Origin of the sequence: Streptomyces bottropensis ATCC 25435 (assembly GCF_000383595.1) — a bacterium.
In the GTDB taxonomy this organism is placed as follows: Bacteria; Actinomycetota; Actinomycetes; order Streptomycetales; family Streptomycetaceae; genus Streptomyces; species Streptomyces bottropensis.
The window spans coordinates 710,678-734,472 of the sequence record NZ_KB911581.1 but is presented as its reverse complement, the minus strand read 5'-3'; the positions used below and the strand labels follow the sequence as shown (position 1 = coordinate 734,472).

At 72.3% G+C, this 23,795-nt stretch carries 20 protein-coding genes and 1 pseudogene; 9 read left to right on the top strand and 12 right to left on the bottom strand.

What is annotated here, in order from left to right; all coding sequences use genetic code 11:
* Positions 1-8 precede the first annotated feature (8 nt).
* The 3 genes and pseudogenes from STRBO_RS44385 to STRBO_RS0103255 form a co-directional block, all read right to left on the bottom strand.
* Positions 9-254: pseudogene (locus STRBO_RS44385) on the bottom strand (ATP-binding protein); the annotation flags it as partial.
* Positions 255-357: 103 nt separating this feature from the next.
* The gene (locus tag STRBO_RS0103260) at positions 358-1,029 is read right to left on the bottom strand and encodes a response regulator (RefSeq protein ID WP_005475775.1); all 672 of its coding nucleotides are present in this window, start codon (positions 1,027-1,029) and stop codon (positions 358-360) included.
* 112 nt (positions 1,030-1,141) lie between these two features.
* Complete coding sequence (locus STRBO_RS0103255) at positions 1,142-2,344, bottom strand: sensor histidine kinase (protein ID WP_005475776.1); 1,203 nt, start codon at positions 2,342-2,344, stop codon at positions 1,142-1,144.
* A gap of 118 nt (positions 2,345-2,462) precedes the next feature.
* Here STRBO_RS0103255 and STRBO_RS0103250 point away from each other — a divergent pair, with 118 nt between their 5' ends.
* Positions 2,463-3,506, top strand: coding sequence for an SAM-dependent methyltransferase (locus STRBO_RS0103250; protein ID WP_020113776.1), 1,044 nt, complete (start codon positions 2,463-2,465; stop codon positions 3,504-3,506).
* 42 nt (positions 3,507-3,548) lie between these two features.
* Here the strand turns inward: STRBO_RS0103250 and STRBO_RS0103245 are convergent, their stop codons facing one another.
* Positions 3,549-4,709 carry an NADH-quinone oxidoreductase subunit D gene (locus STRBO_RS0103245; RefSeq protein ID WP_020113775.1) on the bottom strand — a complete coding sequence of 387 codons (1,161 nt, stop codon included), beginning with the start codon at positions 4,707-4,709 and terminating at the stop codon, positions 3,549-3,551.
* A gap of 31 nt (positions 4,710-4,740) precedes the next feature.
* Here STRBO_RS0103245 and STRBO_RS0103240 point away from each other — a divergent pair, with 31 nt between their 5' ends.
* Positions 4,741-5,256, top strand: a complete 516-nt coding sequence (locus STRBO_RS0103240; RefSeq protein ID WP_005475781.1) for a PH domain-containing protein — start codon at positions 4,741-4,743, stop codon at positions 5,254-5,256.
* 548 nt (positions 5,257-5,804) lie between these two features.
* On the top strand, positions 5,805-7,133 hold the full coding sequence (locus tag STRBO_RS0103235; RefSeq protein ID WP_245170651.1) for a PH domain-containing protein: 1,329 nt from the start codon (positions 5,805-5,807) through the stop codon (positions 7,131-7,133).
* A 110-nt stretch (positions 7,134-7,243) separates the two neighbouring features.
* Here STRBO_RS0103235 and STRBO_RS0103230 read toward each other — a convergent pair whose 3' ends face one another.
* Together STRBO_RS0103230 and STRBO_RS0103225 are read right to left on the bottom strand one after the other, a co-directional pair.
* A complete protein-coding gene (locus tag STRBO_RS0103230) occupies positions 7,244-9,265 on the bottom strand; it encodes a hypothetical protein (RefSeq protein WP_202499629.1) in 2,022 nt (673 codons plus the stop codon).
* 282 nt (positions 9,266-9,547) lie between these two features.
* On the bottom strand, positions 9,548-10,672 hold the full coding sequence (locus tag STRBO_RS0103225; RefSeq protein ID WP_005475788.1) for an alpha/beta hydrolase: 1,125 nt from the start codon (positions 10,670-10,672) through the stop codon (positions 9,548-9,550).
* Positions 10,673-10,865: 193 nt separating this feature from the next.
* Between STRBO_RS0103225 and STRBO_RS0103220 the strand changes: the two genes are divergently transcribed.
* From STRBO_RS0103220 to STRBO_RS0103195, 6 genes are all read left to right on the top strand, one after another.
* The gene (locus tag STRBO_RS0103220) at positions 10,866-12,722 is read left to right on the top strand and encodes a phosphatidylglycerol lysyltransferase domain-containing protein (RefSeq protein ID WP_020113773.1); all 1,857 of its coding nucleotides are present in this window, start codon (positions 10,866-10,868) and stop codon (positions 12,720-12,722) included.
* Positions 12,723-12,793: 71 nt separating this feature from the next.
* A complete protein-coding gene (gene folP, locus STRBO_RS0103215) occupies positions 12,794-13,660 on the top strand; it encodes a dihydropteroate synthase (protein ID WP_005475790.1) in 867 nt (288 codons plus the stop codon).
* A complete protein-coding gene (locus tag STRBO_RS0103210; protein WP_005475791.1) occupies positions 13,657-14,166 on the top strand; it encodes a nuclear transport factor 2 family protein in 510 nt (169 codons plus the stop codon). The genes folP and STRBO_RS0103210 overlap by 4 nt, the downstream gene beginning before the upstream one ends.
* Positions 14,167-14,315: 149 nt before the next feature.
* A complete protein-coding gene (gene folB, locus STRBO_RS0103205; protein ID WP_020113771.1) occupies positions 14,316-14,675 on the top strand; it encodes a dihydroneopterin aldolase in 360 nt (119 codons plus the stop codon).
* Entirely contained in the window at positions 14,672-15,283 is a 612-nt protein-coding gene (gene folK, locus STRBO_RS0103200) for a 2-amino-4-hydroxy-6-hydroxymethyldihydropteridine diphosphokinase (RefSeq protein ID WP_005475796.1), read from the top strand. Before folB ends, folK begins: the two co-directional genes overlap by 4 nt.
* 68 nt (positions 15,284-15,351) lie before the next feature.
* Complete coding sequence (locus tag STRBO_RS0103195) at positions 15,352-15,837, top strand: DUF3180 domain-containing protein (protein ID WP_020113770.1); 486 nt, start codon at positions 15,352-15,354, stop codon at positions 15,835-15,837.
* Between the two features lie 27 nt (positions 15,838-15,864).
* Here STRBO_RS0103195 and folE read toward each other — a convergent pair whose 3' ends face one another.
* The 6 genes from folE to dacB form a co-directional block, all read right to left on the bottom strand.
* Positions 15,865-16,470: a GTP cyclohydrolase I FolE gene (gene folE, locus STRBO_RS0103190; protein ID WP_005475800.1), complete on the bottom strand. Its 606-nt coding sequence runs from the start codon at positions 16,468-16,470 to the stop codon at positions 15,865-15,867.
* A 192-nt stretch (positions 16,471-16,662) separates the two neighbouring features.
* The gene (gene ftsH / locus STRBO_RS0103185) at positions 16,663-18,678 is read right to left on the bottom strand and encodes an ATP-dependent zinc metalloprotease FtsH (RefSeq protein WP_037626970.1); all 2,016 of its coding nucleotides are present in this window, start codon (positions 18,676-18,678) and stop codon (positions 16,663-16,665) included.
* 178 nt (positions 18,679-18,856) lie between these two features.
* A complete protein-coding gene (hpt, locus tag STRBO_RS0103180; protein ID WP_020113769.1) occupies positions 18,857-19,417 on the bottom strand; it encodes a hypoxanthine phosphoribosyltransferase in 561 nt (186 codons plus the stop codon).
* Positions 19,418-19,512: 95 nt separating this feature from the next.
* On the bottom strand, positions 19,513-20,679 hold the full coding sequence (tilS, locus tag STRBO_RS0103175; RefSeq protein WP_005475814.1) for a tRNA lysidine(34) synthetase TilS: 1,167 nt from the start codon (positions 20,677-20,679) through the stop codon (positions 19,513-19,515).
* 191 nt (positions 20,680-20,870) lie between these two features.
* A complete protein-coding gene (locus STRBO_RS0103170; RefSeq protein WP_028796439.1) occupies positions 20,871-21,995 on the bottom strand; it encodes a zinc-dependent metalloprotease in 1,125 nt (374 codons plus the stop codon).
* Between the two features lie 150 nt (positions 21,996-22,145).
* Positions 22,146-23,795: a D-alanyl-D-alanine carboxypeptidase/D-alanyl-D-alanine endopeptidase gene (gene dacB / locus STRBO_RS0103165; RefSeq protein WP_005475819.1), complete on the bottom strand. Its 1,650-nt coding sequence runs from the start codon at positions 23,793-23,795 to the stop codon at positions 22,146-22,148.

Here is a 23,795-nt window from a genome sequence, read left to right as displayed (position 1 = left end):
GACCGTCGGTCGAACCGGATGTGCCGTGCGCCGACCGCCGCCTGTCGCAGCCGGGGCCGCAGGGCGCTGTCGTGGTTCGGTGTGAGCCGGAGGCCGGCCGAGGCGGCGATGCGGTCGGCGCCCTCCGGGACGGTCGTGCCGTCGGTCCACAGGTGCTCGGCGAACTCCGGTTCCCCCAGCCGCTCCAGGCAGTGGTCGAGCCGCCCGACCGCCCGACTCTCCCCGCGCAGCGGGGCGCCCTTCCCGGCGACATACCGGTTGCCCGGCAGCCGTCGCCGGATCTCGTACGCGGTCTGGGTCTTCCCGCCTCCGAGCGGGCCGTTGACCGACAGCGGCGCGCGCGTGCCCCGGCGCCGGTCAGCCCTGGCCGCCCGCTCGCACCAGCCCCGTCTCGTAGGCCAGGACGACCACCTGGACGCGGTCGCGGAGGCCGAGCTTGGTGAGGATGCGGCCGACATGGGTCTTGACCGTGGCCTCGGACAGGACGAGGCGGGCGGCGATCTCGCCGTTGGACAGGCCCTGGGCGACGAGGATCATGACCTCGCGTTCCCGCTCGGTGAGCCGCTCCAGCTCCTTGTGCCGGGGTTCCGAGCCGGTGCTCGGCAGCATCGGGGCGAACCGGTCGAGCAGGCGCCGCGTGGTGGAGGGCGCGACGACCGCGTCGCCGCTGTGCACGGCACGGATCGCGGCGAGCAGCTCGCCGGGCGGCACGTCCTTGAGCATGAAGCCGGAGGCACCCGCCTTCAGCCCGGAGAAGGCGTACTCGTCGAGGTCGAAGGTGGTCAGGATGAGCACCTTCGGCGGGTTCGGCTCGGCGCAGATGCGGTGGGTGGCCTCGACGCCGTCCAGCTTCGGCATACGGACGTCCATCAGGACGACGTCCACCTCGGTCGCCCGGACGACCTGCAGGGCCTCGACGCCGTCGCCCGCCTCCGCCACGACCTCCATGTCCGGCTGGGCCGCCAGCACCATCCGGAAACCGGTGCGCAGCAGCACCTGGTCGTCGACGAGCATCACGCGGATCGCCATCGGGTCCTCTTCCGTGTCTCTACAAGGGGTCTGTCTCTACAGGGGGTCTGAAGGAGCGGGTGTGCGTCGGCGGGCGTGCGGGTCACCGGTGTCGGCGGGTGGCACGGCCGGGTCAGTGTGCGGGCTTCAGGGGCAGCAGGGCGCTGATCCGGAAGCCGCCGCCGGGGCGGGGGCCCGCGTCCAGCGTGCCGCCGACCATACCGACGCGCTCACGCATCCCGATGAGGCCGTGCCCCTGTCCGTCGGCGCCCCCCTCCTCGTACAGCTCGTGGGGCGCTCCCTTGCCGTCGTCCTCGACGAGCAGCCCGAGGCCGTCGTCGAAGTAGACCAGCCGGACACTCGCGCCGGTGTTCGGGCCACCGTGCTTGCGGGTGTTGGTGAGAGCCTCCTGGACGATGCGGTACGCCGTCAGCTCCACCCCGCTGGGCAGCGGGCGCGGGGTGCCCTCGATCTTGAAGTCGACGGGCAGCCCGGCCACCCTGCACTGCTCGACCAGGTCGTCGATCTGCTCGACGTCGGGCTGCGGGACGTACTCGCCGACCTCCTTGTGCTCGCCGGTGCGCAGCACGCCGAGCAGTCGGCGCATCTCGGCGAGGGCCTGGCGGCCGGTGGAGGAGATGGTCTCCAGGGCCTTCTTCGCCTGGTCGGGGGCCGCGTCGAGGACGTACGCGGCGCCGTCGGCCTGCACGACCATGACGGAGACGTTGTGCGCGACGACGTCGTGCAGTTCGCGGGCGATCCGGGCGCGCTCGGCGGCGACCGCGACCTTGGCCTGGGCCTCGCGTTCCTTCTCCAGCCGGGCGGCGCGCTCCTCCAGCTGCGCGAAGTACGCGCGACGGGTGCGCAGGGAGTCGCCGAGCACCCAGGCCAGGGCGAACGGCACGGTCAGGACCACCGCGAGCACCGCGTTCCCCAGCGTGCTCGTCTGCTGCTCGGTCCAGCGCAGCTGCGCCAGGGACGCCGCGCAGAGGCCCCCGCCCAGGGCGAACCAGGAGGCCCAGCGGGCGCCGTCCGCCGCGACCGTGTAGATGACCACGAGCATCGCGAAGTCGGCCGGGATTCTGGGCACCCCGACGATCAGCTGTGCGATGCCCGCCGCGGCGGCCAGCACGAGCATCTTCTCGGGCATGCGGCGTCGCAGGGCGATCGAGAGGCAGAGCGCGCACGTGATCACCGCGAACGCGGGCCCGTTCGCGTCGTTCGCGTAGACCGGATCGATCGGTCCGCTCACCAGGCTCATCCCGAGCAGGACGACGGCCCAGAAGGTGTCGACCCATGTCGGGTGCCGGCGGAGGAAGTCATAGAGGCGCTGCACGTAACCCAGCGTAGGGAAGGGGGCGGTGTGCAAGGGTCAACCGGAGGACCGATCCGTGACCGGGGCACGTACTCCCCAAGGTGGAGGCCGTGTTACCCGTTCCGCTTAGCCTGACGTGATGAGCGATCGTCCCGCGCGACCGGACACGTCTCGGCCCCGCGCCCCGGAAGGGGCGGGGCCCTGGCGCGGCTGGCGCGCCGCGGCCGAGGAGGCCCTGTACGGCCCCAGCGGCTTCTACCGGCGTCCGGAAGGGCCCGCCGGGCACTTCCGGACCTCCGTGCACGCCTCCCCGCTCTACGCCGCCGCCGTGGCGCGGCTGCTGTGCCGGGTGGACGAGGCGCTGGGGCGCCCCGGCGAGCTGGGGTTCGTGGACATGGGGGCGGGGCGGGGGGAGCTGGTGGGCGGGGTGCTGGCCGCGCTGCCCGCCGAGGTGGCGTCCCGCACGCGCGCGTACGCCGTGGAACTGGCCGGGCGGCCGCGCGGTCTCGATCACCGCATCGAGTGGCTCGCGCAGCCGCCGGCGGGGATCGCCGGGCTGCTGTTCGCCAACGAGTGGCTGGACAACGTTCCCGTGGACGTGGTCGAGGTGGACGCGGCCGGAACGGCCCGGCTGGTGCTCGTACGGGAGGACGGGAGCGAGCTGCTCGGGGAGCCCGTGGGCGGGGAGGCGGCGCGGTGGCTGGAGCGGTGGTGGCCGCTGGAGCCGGAGGAGGGGCTGCGGGCGGAGGTCGGGCTGCCGAGGGACCGGGCGTGGGCCGCCGCCGTGGCGGGTGTCGGGCGGGGGCTGGCCGTCGCCGTCGACTACGCGCACCTCGCCGGCTCCCGGCCGCCCTTCGGGACGTTCACGGGGTTCCGGGAGGGGCGGGAGACCGCGCCGGTCCCGGACGGGTCGTGCGACCTCACCGCGCACGTGGCGCTGGACGCGTGCGCGCTGCCGGGGGCCCGCCTGCTCACCCAACGGGAGGCCCTGGGCGGCCTCGGGGTCACCGCCGGGCGCCCGCCGCTCTCCCTCGCGACCACCGATCCGGCCGCGTACGTACGGGCCCTCGCGGGCGCGGGTGAGGCCGCCGAGCTGACCGCTCACGGCGGACTGGGCGACTTCGGCTGGCTGGTGCAGCCGGTGGGAATTCCGGACCCTTTCCGTCGCGACCAGTCCGGCTGACCCGCCTGCCTGCCCGCCTGCCCGCCCGCCTGCCGGTCCGTCCTACTTGTCGATGTCCCCGACCACGAAGAACAGCGACCCCAGGATGGCCACCATGTCGGCCACCAGGGTGCCCGGCAGCAGTTCGGTGAGCGCCTGGATGTTGTTGTACGAGGCGGAGCGCAGCTTGAGGCGGTACGGGGTCTTCTCGCCCCTGCTGACGAGGTAGTAGCCGTTGATGCCGAGGGGGTTCTCGGTCCACGCGTAGGTGTGGCCCTCGGGGGCCTTGAGGACCTTCGGCAGGCGCTGGTTGATCGGGCCCGGCGGCAGTTCGGCGAGCCGGTCGAGGCAGGCGTCGGCGAGGGCGAGGGCGTTGTGGGTCTGCTCCAGGAGGCACTCGAAGCGGGCGAGACAGTCGCCCTCCTCCCGGGTGACGACCTTCAGGACGTCCTGGAGTTCGCCGTACGCCAGGTAGGGCTCGTCGCGCCGCAGGTCGAGGTCGACACCGGAGGCACGGGCGATCGGGCCGCTGACGCCGTACGCGTGCACGGCCTCCGGGGACAGGACGCCCACGTCGCGGGTACGGCCCCGGAAGATCTCGTTGCCGAGGACCAGGTCGTCGAAGACGCCCATCCGGGAGCGGACGTCCGCGACCGCCGTGCGCGCGCGGGCGGTCCAGCCCGCCGGCAGGTCCTCCTTGAGGCCTCCGACGCGGTTGAACATGTAGTGCATGCGCCCGCCGGAGATCTCCTCCATCACGTTCTGGAGCTCCTCGCGCTCCCGGAACGCGTAGAAGACCGGGGTGATGCCGCCCAGCTCCAGCGGGTAGGACCCGAGGAACATCAGGTGGTTCAGGACCCGGTTCAGCTCGGCGAGGAGCGTGCGCATCCAGACCGCGCGCTCGGGCACCTCCATGCCGAGCATGCGTTCGACGCCGAGGACGACGCCGAGTTCGTTGGAGAAGGCGGAGAGCCAGTCGTGGCGGTTGGCGAGCATGATGATCTGGCGGTAGTCGCGCGCCTCGAACAGCTTCTCCGCGCCCCGGTGCATGTAGCCGATGACCGGCTCGGCGTGCTGGATCCGCTCGCCGTCGAGGACGAGCCGCAGCCGCAGCACTCCGTGGGTGGACGGGTGCTGCGGGCCGATGTTGAGCACCATGTCCGTGCTCTCGGCGGCACCGCCGATACCGACCGTCGTCTCTCGGGTCTCCGTCGGGGGAGTCATGGACACAGTCTGTCGTACGTACGCTGGCGGAATGGAGACGGGGAGCGTGGGGACCTTCGAAGACGGCGCCGGGCGCGCGGAGGCCGAACCGGTCTGGACGGCACTGCCGCGCCGACTGTTGCGGATGAGACGGCTGTTGCTGGTGGTGTGGCTGGTACCGCTCACGATCGCCACGGCCGTGTTGCCGGGCTGGCTCGCGGGCCCGCCCTGGGCGGCGTTCGCGCTGCTGCCGCTGGGCGTGCTGCTGTGGGGCTGGCCGGTGCTGGGCCGCAACTGGCGGTCCTGGCGGTACGCCGAACGGGCCGACGACCTGCTGATCAGCCGGGGCGTGCTCTGGCGTGAGGAGACCGTGGTGCCGTACGGGCGCATGCAGCTGGTCGAGGTGACCTCCGGGCCCGTGGAGCGGCACTTCGGCCTGGCGAGCGTCCAGCTCCACACGGCCGCGGCGGCCTCCGACGCCCGCATCCCGGGCCTCGACCCGGCCGAGGCCGAACGCCTGCGCGACCACCTCACCCAACTGGGCGAGGCCCGATCGGCAGGGCTGTGACGGTGCCGGCCCAGGACGCGGACGACACGGCACGGACGGAACGGCGGGTGGACACGGCGAAGGCCACTGACGAGCGCGGCGGGGCGGCCGGGACCGGCGGCGCGGACGGGCGGGGCGGGGTGGCGCGGGCGGAGGATGCCGGCGAGGTGCCGGGGGCGAGAGCCGAAGGCACCGGTGGCTTCGGGCCGGGGGCGACGGCCCGGGCGCGGACCGAGGCCGCCGAACGACGCGGCGGGACGCGACGGATCGCAGGCACGGACGGACCGGGCGAGGCCGCGGGAACCCAGGACGGGCCGGGCGGGGCCGCGCGGGCCGACGCCGGGACGGGCAGGGCGGAGGAGGCGCAGGCCGAGGCCACTGGTGAGGCCCCGAAGGCAAGCGCCGACATCGCCGGGGCGGGCGTGGCGGCGACGGCACAGGCCGCTGACCGGCGCGCGACACCACCGGCCGGGGACGCCGGCGACGGCACCGCCGGGGACGGCACCGCCGGGGACCAGGGCGAGCCCGGTGAGGTGGCGGGCGTGAGGGCCCAAGGCATCGGTGCGGCCGTGGTGGTGAGCGGTGGCGGCGACGTGGGTGGGGCGGTGGTCGTCGAGCAGCGGCTGCATCCGGTGACGCCGCTGCGCCGGGCCTGGGCGCCGGTCGCGGTGCTGATCGGCTGGGCGGTGCACGATCCGGACGGGGCGCAGCGGAACCTGATGCGGCTCGACACCTCGACCCTGCTGATCGCGCTCGCCGTGTTCCTCCCGGCCGCCGCCCTGTACGGCTTCCTGACCTGGTGGTTCACCCACTTCGCGGTGACCGACAGCGAACTGCGCATCCGTACCGGCCTGTTGTTCCGCCGCACGGCCCACATCCGTCTCGAACGCATTCAGGCCATCGATGTCACCCGCCCGCTGCTGGCCCGGATCGCGGGCGTAGCCAAACTCAAACTCGACGTCGTCGGCGCCGACAAGAAGGACGAGCTGGCCTACCTCGGCGAGGCGCACGCCGGCGCGCTGCGGGCCGAACTCCTCGCCCGCGCCGCCGGTTTCGCGCCGGAGACCGCGCAGGAGGTCGGCGAGGCTCCCGTACGGCAGCTGCTCAAGGTCCCGGCGGGCGTGCTGGCCATGTCCCTCGTGCTGACCGGCGCCACCTGGGGATCCCTGGTGGCCGCGGTCGTCGTGCCGTCCGTGCTGTGGTTCGCCACGGAGAGCGTGTGGAGCGTCCTCGCGACCGCGCTGCCCCTGCTCGGTGCGGCCGGGGCGAGCAGCGTGGGACGGTTCGTCGGGGAGTACGACTGGACGGTCGGCGACTCCCCCGACGGGCTCCGCATCGACCACGGACTCCTCGACCGGGCCCACGAGACGGTCCCGCCCGGCCGGGTGCAGACCGTACGCATCGTCGAGCCGCTGCTGTGGCGGCGGCGCGGATGGGTCCGGGTCGAGCTGGACGTGGCCGGTTCCTCGAACTCCGTCCTCGTGCCGGTCGCGCCGCGTGAGGTGGCCGAGGCCGTGATCGCGCACGTGCTGCCCGGGGCGGCGGTGCCGGACACGGCGGCGCTCGTACGCCCGCCCGCCCGCGCCCGGTGGTGCGTGCCGTTCTGGTGGCGGGGGTACGGAATCGCCGTCGACGACTCGGTGTTCGCCGCGCGGCACGGACTGCTGCGGCGCCGGCTCGACCTCGTACCGCACGCGAAGGTGCAGAGCGTACGGCTGTCACAGGGGCCCTGGCAGCGGTACAAGAAGCTCGCCGACGTCCATGTCGACACCGGCGCCAACAAGACCGTCACCGCGCGACTGCGGGACGCCGGCGAGGCGGCGGAGCTGCTGCGGGCCCAGGCGGAACGATCCCGCACAGGAAGGCGGGAGGCCCTGCCGGACCGGTGGATGGCATGACGCCGGGGCGGGGGCGGGGGACGCGTGGGGCGCCCGACCGTCGAGGTCGGGCGCCCGGTGACTGGTGGCTGGTGACTGGTGACTGGTGACTGGTGGCTGGTGGCTGGTGACTAGGACGCCGCTGTGCGCAGGCCCTGGATGTCGATCTGCTCCGTCTCGTCGTGGGCCGTGAGGTCGATGACCTGGCCGACACCGCGGGACGCCTCGTCGGCCTGCTTGAACCGGGCCTCGGACTCGGCCTTGTGGAGCGCGAGGGCCTCCTGGCCGACCACGTCGGCGAGGTCCTCGTTCTGCACGGCCTCCAGGGCGTCCGCGCCCTTCTCGGTACCGAAGAAGTCGAACCCGCCCTCGACGGCCGCCCGCCGCTGCGGCGCGGCCGGCACGACGGCCACGGCGGTGGGCACCGTGAAGTGACCGGTCGGCGGAAGCACGGGCAGCGCACGCCCCGACGGCTCCACCCGCGTCAGCTCGCCCACCCCCGTCGACCGTGGCGGAGCGGAGACCGCGGGTGCGGGATCGGCGGTCGCGCGCTCGTGTCCGCGGACCGCCACGGACTTCCCCGCGGCGTCGTCCTCCTCGGCGGTGAGCACCGGGACGGGCTCCTGCGCCGGCTCGGCGGAACGTCCCTGCCGAGTCCCCCCATCGGTAGGTCCGTCCGGATCACCCTTGGGCGAAGGCCCCTTGGGGCCCTTCTGCTCCTGCCCCTTGGCGGTCACGTCGGCGGACCGGGCGGGGGCGGAGCGCTCCGCGGACACCTCGGCCGCGACCGGCTCGACGGGCTCGACGGGCTGTTCGTCGGCGGAAGCGGCTTCCGCGTCGGCGCCGGCTGCGGGCTCGGGCTCGTACGCCGGCTCGGCGGTGTTCTCGCCTTCGGTACCGGCGCCTTCGGCCTTCACGTCGGCAGCCGCGTCGGGCTCGACCCCGGTGTCGATAACGCCGGCGTCGGTTTCGGCTTCGGCTTCGGCTTCGGCTTCAGGCAGGGGCACGGGGTTGATGGTCGTGGCGGAGGCGGTCTCAGTCTCGGCCTCGGGCACGAGCGCAACCACGATCTCGCCGTCGGCCTCGGGCACGGTCGCGCTCTCGGCCACGGCTTCGCCGCCGACCCCGATCCCCGTCTCGGCCTCGGCCTCGGCCTCGGCCGCGCCATCGCCTCCCGCCGAGCCCTGCTCCGAGCCCCGCTGGGTGATGATCCGCTCCAGCGCCGAGTTGGCACGCAGGAAGAGCCCGGACCCGGACGGTGAGAACACCGCGGGGTTCGCCTCCTTCTCCCCGCCCTCCGCGAAGCCCTGCCCGTCCTCCGCGAAGTCCTCCCCGTCCTCCGCGAAGCCCTCCCCGACGTCTTCCCCGAACTCGTCCCCGGCGTCCTCCCCGGCGTCCTCCTCGTCGGCGTCCGCGTCCCCGTCCACCGCCGAACCACCCGCAGCCACCCCGGCCGGGGCAGCCACAGCCCCGCCCTCCGGTGCGGCCACCGACTTCGCCGACTTCGCCGCCTCCACCGCTTCCGCGGCCTTCGCCGCGGCCTTGGAGGCCGTCTCCCACGAGGCCCAGGGCACGCCCGCCGCCGGAACCCCCTGCGGCGGCACCGGTGAGGCCTGGGACGCCGCGCTCACCTCGTCGTCCTTGCCCGCGTCCTCGTCCGCCCCGGCCGCCGGCAACTCCCGTGCCTCCTCCGGCACGGTCGTCTCGATCTCCAGCAGGCGCCGGCCCTCCAGCGCACTGGCCCGCTCGGTCTCGGCGGTGGCGTATCGGCGCAGCAGCGCGGCGTGTTCGTTGCGCAGGCCCGCGAGTTCGGTGCGCTTGGCGCGGAGTTTGTGCTCCAGCTTGGTGCGCAGCTCGCGTGACTCGTCGAGGTCGGTCTCCAGCTCGGCGACCCGCTCCTCGTGTCGCCACTCGTCGCTCGCCCGCGCGCGCGTGAGGTCGGCGACGCGTTTGCCCGCCTCGACGTCCCAACGGCGCATGACCGCCGCGCCCACGGCCGCGGTCGCCGCCGCGACGGCTGCGGTGACCCGGAGCACGGACTGCCCGGAGAACACCCAGGGCCCGAGGGCGCAGACGAGCGAGACGCCTGCGATCGCCGTGGGGGGCAGCAGCCTGTGCAGAGGAGGTGAATGGCGGTGACGTCCACGTGGCATGGCCAGAAACTTACCGCGCGTAGGCGAATGATGGTGCCCCGGGCCGTAAAAACTCAGCCGCCTCTCTCAGCTCTCACAAGCCCTCACAAGCTTCCTCACCGCCGGTGCACCAATGCGCTCACCGGCGACTCCGCCGTTGGATCAACCTCATTGAATCCGGATACGCCTTGGCCACATCTGCTTCTCCCCCGCGGCCGGTGAATTCCGGCGAATTGCCGAGGACCCCGTCCGCCCCCTTGTCGTCACCTCTCCGACATCTGCGCACCGCGGCCCGCATGCCCCTCACCGGTCGCTCAGCCGTCCGCTGAGCCACTGCAGGGTCGCCGGGATCTCCCGCCGCCACGTGTTGAAGTTGTGCCCGCCGCTGTCGAGGATGATCGACGAGATCCGCGTCGGCTTCTTCTCCTCCACCGACTCGATGAACTTCAGCGTGTCCTTGTAGTTGGTCTCTCCCTGTTTGCTGCTGGTGACCAGCAGAGAGGTGTCCGGCGCCGGTCGGTGCGCGAGATACCAGAAGAGATCCGCCTCGTTCCGCAACGTCTTGTCGCCGTGGAAGAGATCACCGGTCGTCGGGTCGCTCGGCGCCTTGTAGTACGGCGAGAGACCCGCCCCGGCGGCGTACATCCGAGGGTGGTGCATGGCCAGTTTCAGCGCACAGTAACCGCCGGTCGAGTCGCCGACGATCCCCCAACTCCCCGGCCTCTTCCCCACCCTGTAGTGGTGGCCCACGGCGTCCGGCAGGTCCCGCGCGAAGAACGACTCGGTCCGCGGTCCCCCCGGCACGTCCACGCACTCGGTGTCGCGCGGCGGCGCCACGGTCGGCCGCAGCATGATGAGGATCATCGGCTGCGCCGTGCCCTCGCGGGCCAGCCCACGGGCCGTCCGCGGATAGTGGAGTCCCTGGACGAGCGCCTCGGCGGTGCCGGGGTAGCCGGTGAGGACGACGGCGGCGGGGAAGGTCCGGGAGCGGTACCGCGCCTGGAAGTACTCCGGCGGCAGGTACACGTACGCCGGGGTCGCGATCCGGGTCGTACGGCCGACGATCTCGACCTTCTGGATCTGGCCGCCGACCTGGGGGCGCTCGCCCCCGGTCCCGTTCAGCGGCTGGGTGTCGACGACCCGCAGCGGTCCGCCGGTGTCGGCGCCGTCGTGGTCGACGACCACACCCTGTCCGCTCTCCCGGCCCAGGAGGTCGGCCCAGCTGGCGTAGAACCCGAAGGCCTGGTTCGCGACGAGGCCGACCGAGGCGAAGAGCGCGGCCTGTGTGGCCAGCAGGACGGCGATCCGGCCGCCGACCGCCCGCCAGCCGTGGCGGGCCAGTCTCGGCCACAGCCACACCGTGCCGGCGAACAGCAGCACGGCGGACAGAACCGCCAGGACCAGGACGTTGTCGCTCGTGAGACCCATCGGGTTGTCTCTCGCCGCCCTTTCTTTCCTTGTCTTTCCTTGTCCTTGGGTTCAGCTTTCCGTTGGAGAGTGAACCTCCCTCGCCAAGGCACCGTCCTAGAGGGCGCAATGTCGCCGGATGCCGGAAAAGGCACCGGATCCAAGCTCACTCGCGGAACAACGGGATGCGATGTCTGTCAGGACAGATGGGGAAATGTCGGGCGAGGTTCCGGTCCGCTCGGACCGACTCCCGGCCGGCGCCGTAGGGCGCGGATACGGCGCCGTGCGCGGCGCGCTGCGCGGGCCGCGCCCCGAGGCCGTGCCCGCCCTGGTCGCCAGGGCCTGCACGCTCGTCGGGCTGCTGGACATCGCCGCGGGCGTGTTCCCGCGTTTCCGGAACAGCCGTATGCACACACTGGCCGAGGTGCTCCCGGGCGCCCTCGGCCCGTTCGCGGCGGCCCTCTCGCTGAGCGTGGGCGTCCTGCTGCTGCTCCTCGCCCACGGTCTGCGCCGGCGCAAACGGCGCGCCTGGCGGGCGGCCGTGGTGCTGCTGCCGGCCGGGGCGCTCGCCCAGTTCACCTATCGGCACTCACTCGTCGGCGTGCTCGTCTCGCTCGCCCTGTTCGTCCCCCTGCTGCGCCACCGCGACGAGTTCCGCGCCCTGCCCGACCCCACCAGCCGCTGGCGGGCGCTCGCCAACTTCGTGCTGATGGGCGCCGGTTCGATCGTCCTCGGTCTGCTCGTCGTCAGCGCCCACCCCGGGCGCATGGTCGGCGACCCGAGCCTCGCCGACCGGCTCGAACACGTCATCTACGGTCTGTTCGGCTTCGAGGGTCCGGTCGGCTACCTCGGCACCACGTCCTGGACGGTGGCCTTCTCGCTCGGCGCCCTCGGCCTGCTGACCGCGATCACCACCGTCTACCTGGCATTCCGCCCCGAACACCCGGCGGCCCGTCTCACCGACGACGACGAGGTACGGCTGCGCGCCCTGCTGGACCGGCACGGCGGCCGCGACTCCCTCGGCCACTTCGCGCTCCGCCGCGACAAGGCGGTCGTCTTCTCCCCGAGCGGCAAGGCGGCGGTCACCTACCGCGTCGTCTCCGGGGTGATGCTGGCCAGCGGCGACCCGATCGGCGACGTCGAGGCCTGGCCCGGCGCGATCGAACGCTTCATGGACGAGGCCACGGCCCACTCCTGGACCCCGGCCGTCATGGGCTGTTCGGAGACGGGCGCCGAGGTGTGGACCCGCGAGACCGGCCTCGACGCCCTCGAACTGGGCGACGAGGCGGTGGTGGACGTCGCGGATTTCTCCCTCGCCGGACGCGCGATGCGCAACGTGCGTCAAATGGTGAAGCGCATCGAGCGACTCGGTTACGAGACCCGGGTCCGGCGCGTCCGTGACCTCGGCGAGGCGGAGCTGGAGCGGATCCGCCGCGCCGCCGAGGACTGGCGCGGCACCGACACCGAACGCGGCTTCTCGATGGCGCTCGGCCGCGTCGGCGACCCGGCCGACGACGACTGCCTCATCGCCACCGCGCACAAGGCGGACGAGGTCCCCGGCGCGTACGGCGACCTCAAGGCCGTACTCCACTTCGTGCCCTGGGGCCCCGACGGCGCCTCCCTGGACCTGATGCGCCGCGACCGCTCGGCGGACCCCGGCATGAACGAACTCCTCATCGTCGCGGCCCTCCAGGCGGCTCCCCGGCTGGGCGTGAAGCAGGTCTCCCTGAACTTCGCGATGTTCCGTTCGGCCCTGGCCCGCGGCGAGAAGATCGGCGCGGGACCGGTGCTGCGCGCCTGGCGCGGTCTGCTGGTCTTCCTGTCCCGCTGGTTCCAGATCGAGTCGCTGTACAAGTTCAACGCGAAGTTCAACCCGCGCTGGGTGCCGCGCTTCGTCGTCTACGCCGCCTCCCGCGACCTACCGCGCATCGGCCTCGCCGCGATGCAGGCCGAGGGCTTCGTCCACCTCGCCCTTCCCTCTGTGCTGCGCCTGCGCCCGAAGGTCCGCCGGCCGTGCGCGCACACGGTGGCGGACCAGGGCATCGGCGAACAGAGTGTCCGTGCCGTCTAGACCTCGGTCACCTGGCGCCGGGGCCCCGGCTCGGGGCAGGGCCCCCCGCGCCATGGGCCTAGGCTTGACGCATGAGCAAGCAGAACGGGCGCGGTCAGGTGGCCGGAATGCCCGTGTGGGACCGTTGCGCGGTCATGGGGGTCGTCAACGTCACCCCCGACTCGTTCTCCGACGGCGGCCGCTGGTTCGACACCACGGCGGCCATCAAGCACGGCCTGCACATGGTCGCGGAGGGCGCGGACCTGGTGGACGTGGGCGGTGAGTCGACCCGGCCCGGTGCCGCCCGCGTCGACGAGGCCGAGGAACTCAAACGCGTCATCCCCGTCGTGCGGGGGCTGGCCTCCGAGGGCGTCACCGTGTCCGTGGACACCATGCGCGCCTCCGTCGCCGAGCAGGCCCTCGCCGCCGGCGCCGCCCTCGTCAACGACGTCAGCGGCGGCCTCGCCGACCCCGCGATGATCCCGGTGGTGGCGGCCGCGGGGGCCCCCTTCGTGGTGATGCACTGGCGGGGCTTCCTGGAGGGCGGCAACGTCAGGGGCGTCTACGAGGACGTCGTCGCCGAGGTGGCACGGGAGCTGCGCGCGCGCGTGGACGCCGTTCTGGAGGGCGGTGTCGCGCGGGACCGCGTTGTCGTCGACCCCGGCCTCGGCTTCTCGAAGGACGCCGAGCACGACCTCACCCTCCTCGCCCACCTCGACCGGCTGCTCGGCCTCGGCCACCCCCTGCTGGTCGCCGCGTCCCGCAAACGGTTCCTCGGCCGGGTCCTGGCCGGCCCGGAGGGCGCCCCGCCGCCCGCCCGCGAACGGGACGCCGCGACCGCCGCCGTGTCGGCCCTGGCCGCCCAGCAGGGTGCCTGGGCGGTCCGGGTGCACGAGGTCCGCGCCACCGCCGACGCGGTCCGCGTGGCCCGCGCCATCGAAGGGGCCCGGGAGCGGTGAGCGCTCCCCACACCGACGTCGAACAGGTCGAACTCGCCAACCGGGCCTTCTACGAGGCCATGGAACAGGGCGACTTCGAGACGCTCTCCTCCCTCTGGCTGGCCCCCGCCGACGTGGGCGTGGGCGTGGACGAGGAGTACCACGACCCCGCCGAGACGGGCGTGATCTCCTGCGTGCACCCCGGCTGGCCCGTCCTGACCGGGCGCGGCGAGGTGCTGCGGTCGTACGCGCTGATCATGGCGAACACGGAGTACATCCAGTTCTTCCTCACCGACGTGCATGTGTCGGTCACCGGGGACACCGCGCTCGTCACCTGCACCGAGAACATCCTGAGCGGCGGGCCGGCGCCGGACGGCAGTGACGAGCTGGGGCCGCTCGTGGGACAGCTGGTGGTGGCCACGAACGTGTTCCGCCGCACGTCCGACGGCTGGAAGCTCTGGTCGCACCACGGCTCCCCGGTGCTGACCGAATCCGATGAGGACGAGAGCGAGGACACACCGTCCTGACGGGGTAGGCGGTCCACCCGGGCCCGCGTGCGTGAGGGTTGTCGTGGCTCGCAGGTAGATTCGACGGTGGCCGGTGCGCCGAGCGCGCACGAGGACACGGACGACACGGGTGGCATCGGCCGCTCCCGACGACTGCAGGAGTGATTCGCGTGGATCGTGTCGCGTTGCGGGGCCTCAGGGCCCGCGGACACCACGGGGTGTTCCCGCACGAGCGTGAGGAGGGCCAGACCTTCGTGGTGGACCTCACGCTCGGCCTGGACACCCGGCCGGCCGCTGCCGACGACGACCTGGCGAAGACCGTGCACTACGGGATCGTGGCGGAGGAGGTCGTCGCCCTCGTGGAGGGCGAGCCGGTGAACCTCATCGAGACGCTCGCCGAGCGGATCGCCCGGGCGTGCCTGGCGCACGACGGGGTCCAGGAGGTCGAGGTCGCCGTCCACAAGCCGAACGCGCCGATCACCGTCCCCTTCGACGACGTGACCGTCACCATCACCCGGAGCCGAGTATGACCGCGTTCTTCGCCGCGGGTCACAGCGACCCGACCGTACAGCCGGTGCCCGCCTCCGTCGTACAGAAGGTGGACGAGGCCGACACGACCCTGCACAACCCCCGCCGGGCGGTGCTCTCCCTCGGTTCGAACCTGGGCAACCGGCTGGAGAACATCCAGGGCGCGATCGACGCGCTGGAGGACACACCGGGCGTACGCGTCAAGGCCGTCTCGCCGGTGTACGAGACCGAGCCCTGGGGGGTGGCGCCGGGCAGCCAGCCCTCGTACTTCAACGCGGTCGTCGTCCTGAAGACCACCCTGCCGCCCTCCTCGCTGCTGGAGCGCGCCCAGGCCGTCGAGGAGGCCTTCCACCGGGTGCGGGACGAGCGCTGGGGCCCGCGCACGCTGGACGTCGACATCGTGGCGTACGCGGACGTCGTCTCCGACGATCCGCTGCTCACCCTGCCGCATCCGCGCGCACACGAACGGGCCTTCGTCCTCGCCCCCTGGCACGACGTCGACCCGGAGGCCCGGCTCGTCGGCCGCGGCCCGGTCGCCCTGCTCCTGGACGACGTCACCCGCGAGGGCGTGACGCCCCGCGCCGACCTGGAACTCCACCTGCCCGCGTAGTCGTTAAGGTCTACCGGGTCGGGATCATCCCCGACACCGTGGACCACCGGGCTCGTCGAAGGGGCATCGTGAAAGAGCTGCGCATCAGGACGCTGGCCGCGGTGTTCGTCGTCGCGGGGGTGCTGTCCTGGGCCGGGGCCCGGCTGTGGAGCTCGGTGGACACCCTGCCGAGCGTCCCGCTGGCCGCGCCCATCGTGCTCGCCCTGATCGCCACCGTCCTGACGGCCACCGCGGTGTCCCTGCGCAACCGGCTCAAGGCCCAGCGGGAGCGCCGGCCGGACGCCAAGGGCGTGGAGCCCCTGATGGCCGCCCGCGCGGTCGTCTTCGGCCAGGCCAGCGCCCTCGTCGCCGCGCTCGTCGCCGGGATGTACGGCGGCGTCGGGATCTTCCTCCTGGAGTACCTGGAGGTCCCGGCCCGTCGCGACCAGGCCATCTACGCCGGGTTCTCCGTCCTCGCGGGCATCGCCGTCATAGTGGCCGCCTTCTTCCTGGAGCGTGTCTGCAAGCTCCCGGAGGACGACGACACGGGTGGCGGCGCGGCCCGCGCCACGTAGCGGCCCGCCCGCACGCGCGGGGGGAGGTCAGCGGGCCATGATGAGGCTCATCGCCTCGTTGCGGGTGGCCGCGTCCCGCAGCTGGCCGCGCACGGCCGACGTGATGGTCTTCGCGCCGGGCTTGCGGATGCCCCGCATCGACATGCACATGTGCTCGCACTCCACGACCACGATGACCCCGCGCGGCTCCAGGATCTCCATCAGCGAGTCGGCGATCTGCGTCGTCATCCGCTCCTGCACCTGGGGCCGCCGGGCGTAGACGTCCACCAGCCGCGCCAGCTTCGACAGGCCGGTGATCTTTCCGCTGGTGGACGGGATGTACCCGACGTGCGCGACACCGCGGAAGGGGACCAGATGGTGTTCACAGGTGCTGTAGACCTCGATGTCCTTCACCAGGACCATCTCGTCGTGTCCGAGGTCGAAGGTCGTGGTCAGCACGCCCTCGGGCTGCTGCCACAGGCCCGCGAATATCTCCCGGTACGCCCGCGCCACCCGCGCCGGGGTCTCCCTGAGCCCTTCCCGGTCGGGATCCTCGCCGACCGCGATCAGCAGCTCCCGTACGGCGTTCTCGGCGCGCTTCTCGTCGAACTCGCCGATGGCGCCCCCACCGTCCAGCGTCACGGGGTCGGTCATGTCGTGCCTCGCTCCTGAGCCTGACGACGCGCACGGCCACGCGTCTCATTTTTCGGCCATGTCCCGGTCATACGAAAAGGCCGTGCCCCCCAGGCTAGAACCTGGGGGGCACGGCATCCATTCCGGGCCTGGCGAGGCGGCCGGGGCCGGGAGCCGAGGCTCCCAGGGTGGCCGGTTCTCGCCGATGGGGCGTCAGCTCTCCGCGTTCTCCTCCGGAGTCGCGTCGACGGGCGCCTTGGTGGTGATCGCCGGCGTCGCGCCGTTCGCGCCGTTCGTCAGTGCCAGCTCCCGGGGGGAGAGGACCGGCGGACGGGTGGAGGGGGTGCGGCGGGAGGAGCCGGTCCAGGCGGGCCGGGGCGGACGCTTGACGATGGGGGCGAAGATCTCGGCGATCTGCTCCTTGCCCAGCGTCTCCTTCTCCAGCAGCTGCAGCACCAGGTTGTCGAGGACGTCGCGGTTCTCGACCAGGATCTCCCAGGCCTCGTTGTGCGCGTTCTCGATGAGCTTCTTGACCTCTTCGTCCACGAGCGCGGCGACCTCTTCCGAGTAGTCGCGCTGGTGAGCCATCTCACGTCCGAGGAACGGCTCGCTGTTGTCGCCGCCGAACTTGATGGCACCGAGACGCTCGGTCATGCCGTACTGGGTGACCATCGCGCGGGCCAGGCTGGTGGCCTTCTCGATGTCGTTCGAGGCGCCGGTGGTCGGGTCGTGGAAGACCAGTTCCTCGGCGGCGCGGCCACCCATCATGTAGCCGAGCTGGTCGAGCATCTCGTTACGGGTGGTCGAGTACCTGTCCTCGTCCGGCAGGACCATCGTGTAGCCGAGGGCGCGGCCCCGGGACAGGATGGTGATCTTGTGGACGGGGTCGGAGTTCGGTGAGGCCGCCGCGACCAGGGCGTGACCGCCCTCGTGGTACGCGGTGATCTTCTTCTCCTTGTCCGACATGATCCGGGTCCGCTTCTGCGGGCCCGCGATCACACGGTCGATCGCCTCGTCCAGCATGTGGTTGTCGATCAGCTTCTTGTCGCTGCGGGCCGTCAGGAGCGCGGCCTCGTTCAGGACGTTGGAGAGATCGGCACCCGTCATGCCGGGGGTGCGGCGGGCGACGGCGCCGAGGTCGACGTCGGGCGCGACCGGCTTGCCCTTCTGGTGGACCTTGAGAATCTCCAGACGGCCCTGCATGTCCGGGCGGTCGACGGCGATCTGGCGGTCGAAGCGGCCCGGACGCAGCAGCGCCGGGTCGAGGATGTCCGGGCGGTTCGTCGCGGCGATGAGGATCACGCCGCCCTTGACGTCGAAGCCGTCCATCTCGACGAGCAGCTGGTTCAGCGTCTGCTCGCGCTCGTCGTGACCACCGCCGAGGCCGGCGCCGCGATGGCGGCCGACCGCGTCGATCTCGTCGACGAAGACGATCGCCGGGGCGTTCGCCTTGGCCTGCTCGAAGAGGTCACGGACCCGGGAGGCACCGACACCGACGAACATCTCGACGAAGTCGGAACCGGAGATCGAGTAGAAGGGGACGCCCGCCTCGCCCGCGACGGCGCGCGCCAGCAGCGTCTTGCCCGTACCGGGCGGGCCGTAGAGCAGCACGCCCTTGGGGATCTTGGCGCCGACGGCCTGGAACTTGGCCGGCTCCTGGAGGAACTCCTTGATCTCGTGGAGTTCCTCGACGGCCTCGTCCGCACCCGCCACGTCCGAGAAGGTCGTCTTCGGGGTGTCCTTGGTGATGAGCTTGGCCTTGGACTTCCCGAAGTTCATGACCCGGGAGCCGCCGCCCTGCATCTGGTTCATCAGGAACAGGAAGACGACCACGATCAGGACGAAGGGGAGCAGGGACAGCAGGATGCCGACGAAAGCGTTCTGCTTGGTCGGCGAGACCGTGTAGCCGTCGGGGATCTGCTTGTTCTGGAACTTGTCCTGCAGGGTGTTGGCGAGGGTGACGCCCTGATCGCCGATGTAGCTCGCCTGGATCTTCGAGCTGTCCTCGATCTTCTGGCCGTCCTTGAGCTGCACCTTCAGGAGCTGCTCTTCGCCGGTGGTCAGTTTGGCTTCTTTGACCTTGTTGTCATTGATCGCCTGGACCACCTGGCCGGTGTCCACCGTCTTGTAGCCGCCGGACGAGCCGACAACCTGCATCAACACGACCACGGCAAGGACGGCCAGCACGATCCACATGACTGGCCCACGGAAGTATCGCTTCACGTCCATCCATACGGAGCGGTGCCGCCCCGTCCCTCCTGCCATAGTGAGTTTGATAAAAGACTGTTCTTCGGACGGTACCCCAGCATTGTCACCCGAAGCCGCAGGGGACTGTCGGCGATCCCGTCCTCGCATGCTCCAACGGCGCGAAACCCGCTGGGGTTCCCGAGCGTCTTACGAGGGTTGTTCAGCCGCCGTAGACGTGGGGCGCGAGCGTACCGACGAACGGGAGGTTTCGGTACTTCTCGGCGAAGTCGAGGCCGTAGCCCACGACGAACTCGTTGGGGATGTCGAAGCCGACCCACTCCACGTCGATGGCGACCTTGGCGGCGTCGGGCTTGCGCAGCAGGGTGCAGATCTTCAGGGACTCGGGCTCGCGGGAGCCGAGGTTGGAGATCAGCCACGACAGGGTCAGGCCCGAGTCGATGATGTCCTCGACGATCAGGACGTGCTTGCCCTTGATGTCGGTGTCGAGGTCCTTGAGGATCCGCACCACACCCGAGGACTGGGTGCCCGCGCCGTAGGAGGACACGGCCATCCAGTCCATGGTGACCGGGGTGGACAGCGCCCGCGCGAGGTCCGCCATGACCATGACCGCGCCCTTGAGGACTCCGACGATCAGCAGGTCCTTGCCCACGTACTCCGCGTCGATCTTCGCGGCCAGCTCGACGAGCTTCGCGTCGATCTCTTCCTTGGTGATGAGCACCTCTTTGAGGTCGGCACCCATGTCTTTCGCGTCCACCCGCATCACTTTCGGTCGGTCGTCCCAGGGCCGCTCGCGGACACCCGCACCCCGTGCGGGGAGCCCGGGGCCCGTGTGAGGGGCCCCTTCGGCGTCCGGATTCAGCCTTGCCGAATCACCAGTCTGCCACCCTGGCGCTGGGCGACGACCCGGCCGGGGAGATTGATGGCCCCCTGACCGCGCCAGCCGGTGATGAGCCGGTCGACCTCCTCGATGTGCCGGGCGAAGAGGGAACCGGCCGGGGCACCGGCCTCGATGGCGGCCCGGCGCAGGATCCGGCGGCGTACGGCGGGCGGCAGCGCGTAGAGCTTCGCGCACTCCAGCAGGCCGGCGGCGTCGCGGACGGACGCCTCGGCCTGACGGGCCCAGGTGTCGAGGGCGTCGGCGTCGTCCCGGGAGAGCCGGGCCGTACGGGCGAGGGCCTCGACGACGCCCTTGCCGAGCGCCTTCTCCAGAGCGGGCAGGCCCTCGTGGCGGAGCCTGGACCGGGTGTAGGCGGGATCGGCGTTGTGCGGGTCGTCCCAGACGGGCAGCGACTGGACCATGCAGGCCTTGCGAGCGGTCTGCCGGTCGAGCTGGAGGAAGGGGCGGCGATAACGGCCGTCGGCCCCCGAGACCGCGGCCATACCGGACAGGGAGCGGATGCCGGAGCCGCGGGCGAGACCGAGCAGGACGGTCTCGGCCTGGTCGTCGCGGGTGTGGCCGAGCAGGACGGCGGTGCCGCCGTGGCGTTCCAGCGCGGCGTCGAGGGCGGCGTAGCGGGCGTCCCGGGCGGCGGCCTCGGGGCCGCCGTCGCGGCCGACGGTGACGGCCACCGACTCGACCGGGTCCAGGCCCAGTTCGCGCAGGCGCAGGGCGACTTCCTCGGCGCGCAGGTCGGAGCCGGGCTGCAGACCGTGGTCGACGGTGACGCCGCCGGCGCGGACGCCGAGCTTGGGCGCCTCGAAGGCGAGGGCGGAGGCGAGGGCCATGGAGTCGGCGCCGCCGGAGCACGCCACGAGCACGAGCGGGCGCTCGTCCCCGCCGGCCCCCGTGCGGGACGCCCCCGGGCGCGCGGACGCACTGCGCCGGACGTCGATGGGCCCGGCCGTGGGGGGCACGGCCGTAGGCGGCGCGAGCGCCGGTCGCGCGCCCGTGCCCGACGGCGCGCCGGGGGTCGCGTGGGCGGGCGCGCGCAGGGTGGTGTTCGTGTCGTGTTCGGTGAGGAGGTCGTGGAGTACGCGGCGTACCGCCAGGCGTATCGCCGCGACCGCGGGGTGGGGACCCATGTCCGGTTCCCTTCATGAAATTGTCGGGGGGTGAGCCCGAGTTCGGTCACTCAGAGTGTGTAGATGGTGACAGAACCGGGCCGTTCCCCGAGCATTGCACGCCTACCCCTCGCTCACGGTCCCTCGGACGGGTGATTGGAGGTGCGTTTGCCTGCCATAGGCCGGATTCGTTCACCACGCTCACGCGTGGCTCACGACTCCGCCTTGCGATGCACCCGTGTGACCCAGTCCGCCGGTTTGGCGATCTCCGCCTTGGTCGGCAGGGTGTTCGGTGAGGTCCAGACGCGGTTGAAACCGTCCATGCCGACCTGTTCGACGACCGCCCGAACGAACCGCTCGCCGTCCCTGTACTGCCTGAGCTTGGCGTCCAGGCCCAGCAGCTTGCGCAGGGCCTGGTCCAGGCGGGAGGCACCCTTGGCCCGTCGCTGCTGGAACTTCTCCCGGATCTCGGCGACCGAGGGCACGACGGCCGGGCCGACCCCGTCCATCACGTAGTCGGCGTGGCCCTCCAGGAGGGACATGACGGCGGTGAGCCGGCCGAGGATCTCGCGCTGGGCGGGGGTCTGCACCAATTCCACGATCGAGTGACCGTCGTCGCCCACCTCTCCCTCGGGCCGGCCACCCGCGAGTGACTGGGCGGCCTCCCGGACGCGCTCCAGGAAGGTCGTGGGATCGACCTCCGTCTCCCCCAGGAACGACTGGATTTCACCCTCCAGGTGGTCCCGCAGCCAGGGGACGGCCGTGAACTGGGTCCGGTGCGTCTCCTCGTGCAGACACACCCAGAGGCGGAAGTCGTGGGGCTGGACGTCGAGTTCGCGCTCCACGTGCACGATGTTCGGGGCGACGAGGAGCAGTCGGCCCCCGCCGTTCTCGCCCGCCGGGAGTTCGCGGGTCGGCGGGGCGAAGGTCTCGTACTGACCGAGGACCCGGGAGGACAGGAACGACAGGAGCATGCCCAGTTCGACGCCGGTGACCTTGCCGCCGACCGCGCCGAGGACGGCGCCGCCCGGGGTGTTGCCGCGACGTTCCTCCATCTTCTCCAGCAGCGGCTTCAGCAGCTCCCGGAAGCCGGCCACGTTGGCCCTGACCCAGCCGGGCCGGTCCACCACGAGGACGGGGGTGTCGTCGCCCGTGTCGGGCAGCATCCGCGTGAAGGCGCGGACGTGTTCCTCCGACGCCTTCGCGTGCCGGCGGAGCTCGGCGACGATGGCCCTGGCCTCGTCGCGGCTCACCTCGGGGCCCGGCCGTACGAGCCGGGTCGCGGTCGCCACCGCGAGATTCCAGTCGACCATCTCGGCACCACCGATACGAGTCATGTTGTCAACCGTACGTGAGCGCTGCCGCTTGGGGCAGGCCATGACGGACGGGCGGTGCCTGGGGTCGTGGGTCGGTGCGGGTGGGCTCGTGGTTGCTCGCGCGGTTCTCCGCGCCCCTGGAAGCACCGGCTCCGCCCTGCTTCGCCGACGTCAACGGCAGCCGCAGGTCGCCAGGGTCGAGGTGGCGTCGGTCAGGGCCTTCTTGGCGAGGTCGGTGTCGGCCATGTCGGTCTCCGTCGCCAGGAAGGCGAAGGCGAGGAGGCGGCCGTCGGCGTCGACGACCGTGCCGGCGAGGGTGTTCACGTTGCTCAGGGTGCCGGTCTTGGCGCGGACGACGCCGGTGCCGGTGGCCTCGCTGGGGTAGCGGCCGCGGAGGGTGCCGGTGAAGCCGGCGACGGGGAGGCCGGTGAGGACGGAACGGAGTTCGGGGTGGTCGGGGTCCGCGGACCTGGCCAGGAGGGTGGTGAGGAGTGCGGGAGTCAGTTCGTTGCCCCGGCTGAGGCCGCTGCCGTCCGCGAACTCGACACCGCCGAGGGGCAGTTCGAGCTTCTTCAGTTCCTTCTTGATGGCCGCCGCGCCGCCGTCGAAGCTCGGGCGCTCGCCCGTCGCGAGCGCGACCTGGCGGGCCAGGGCCTCGGCGATGTCGTTGTCGCTGTGGGTGAGCATGCGCTCGACCAGGGTCGACAGGGGCGGGGAGGAGACGGCGGCGAGTTCCTTCGCACCCTTCGGGGTCTTCGCGGAGCCCTCGGTCCGCACCGTGACGCCCCGCTCCTCCAGCAGGGAGGCGAACGTCGCGGTGGCGGCCGCCGCCGGGTCCGGGTCGCGGTCCGCGCTGCCGCTGGAGGAGTCGTCGAGGCGGGCCTCGTCGGCCATCAGCGGGACGACCAGGGCGAGGTTGCCGTTCACGCCGATGGTGTGCTGCTCGGGGCCCTCGTAGAGGGAGGTGTCGTGGGTGAGGGTGATCTTTTTCAGGTGGCGCTCGTCCAGGGCGGCGGCCGTCTCGTCGGCGAGGGTGCGCAGGCTCGCGTAGCCGCCCGTGTCCTGGTGCGCGGTGAGGGTGGGGTCGCCGCCGCCGACGAGGACGACCTCGGTGGAGTCGGGCGTCAGGACCGCGCGTGTCTCGATGCGGTGGTCGGGGCCGACCGCCGAGAGGGCGGCGACAGCCGTGGCGATCTTGGTCGTGGAGGCGGGGGTCAGGGCGTCGTCCGCGTTCTGGGCGTACAGGCGCTTGCCGGTCGCGACGTCGACCACGGCGGCCGCGCGGCGGGGGCCCAGGACGGGCGCCTTCAGGAACGGGTCCAGGGCGGCGGCCAGGGCGGCGGATGCGGGCAGGGAGTTCGCGCCGGAGGCGCCGTCGAGGCCGGCCAGCACGGCGGGGGCGCTCGGCGCGGGCTTGGGCGCCCCCGCCGTGCTGGACGACGTACCCGAACGGCCTCCGTGATCTGCGCCACCCTGGTCGGCCCCCGATGCCGCCCAGGCGCGCTCGGCCGTACGCTGACCGGAGGAGTCCCAGGGTCCGGCGGCGGTCACCGCCCCGGCCGAGAGCACCAGCCCCAGGGTGGCCGCGCCGACGGTGAACTGGAGGGTCGTGAGCTTCTTCGCGCTCCCCGCGAGCTGCGAAGAGCGTGCCGTGACGGCGCTCGTGACGCGTTCGACGCCGGGTTTCACCACCTGTGCGACGCGCGCGGCACCGGGCTCGACGGCGCGTACCACGCGCGCGATCCCCGGTTTCACGCCGCGCGCGACCCGCGCCACATGCGGTCTCGCGGCCCGCCAGACCTTCGGCTCCCGCACGACCAC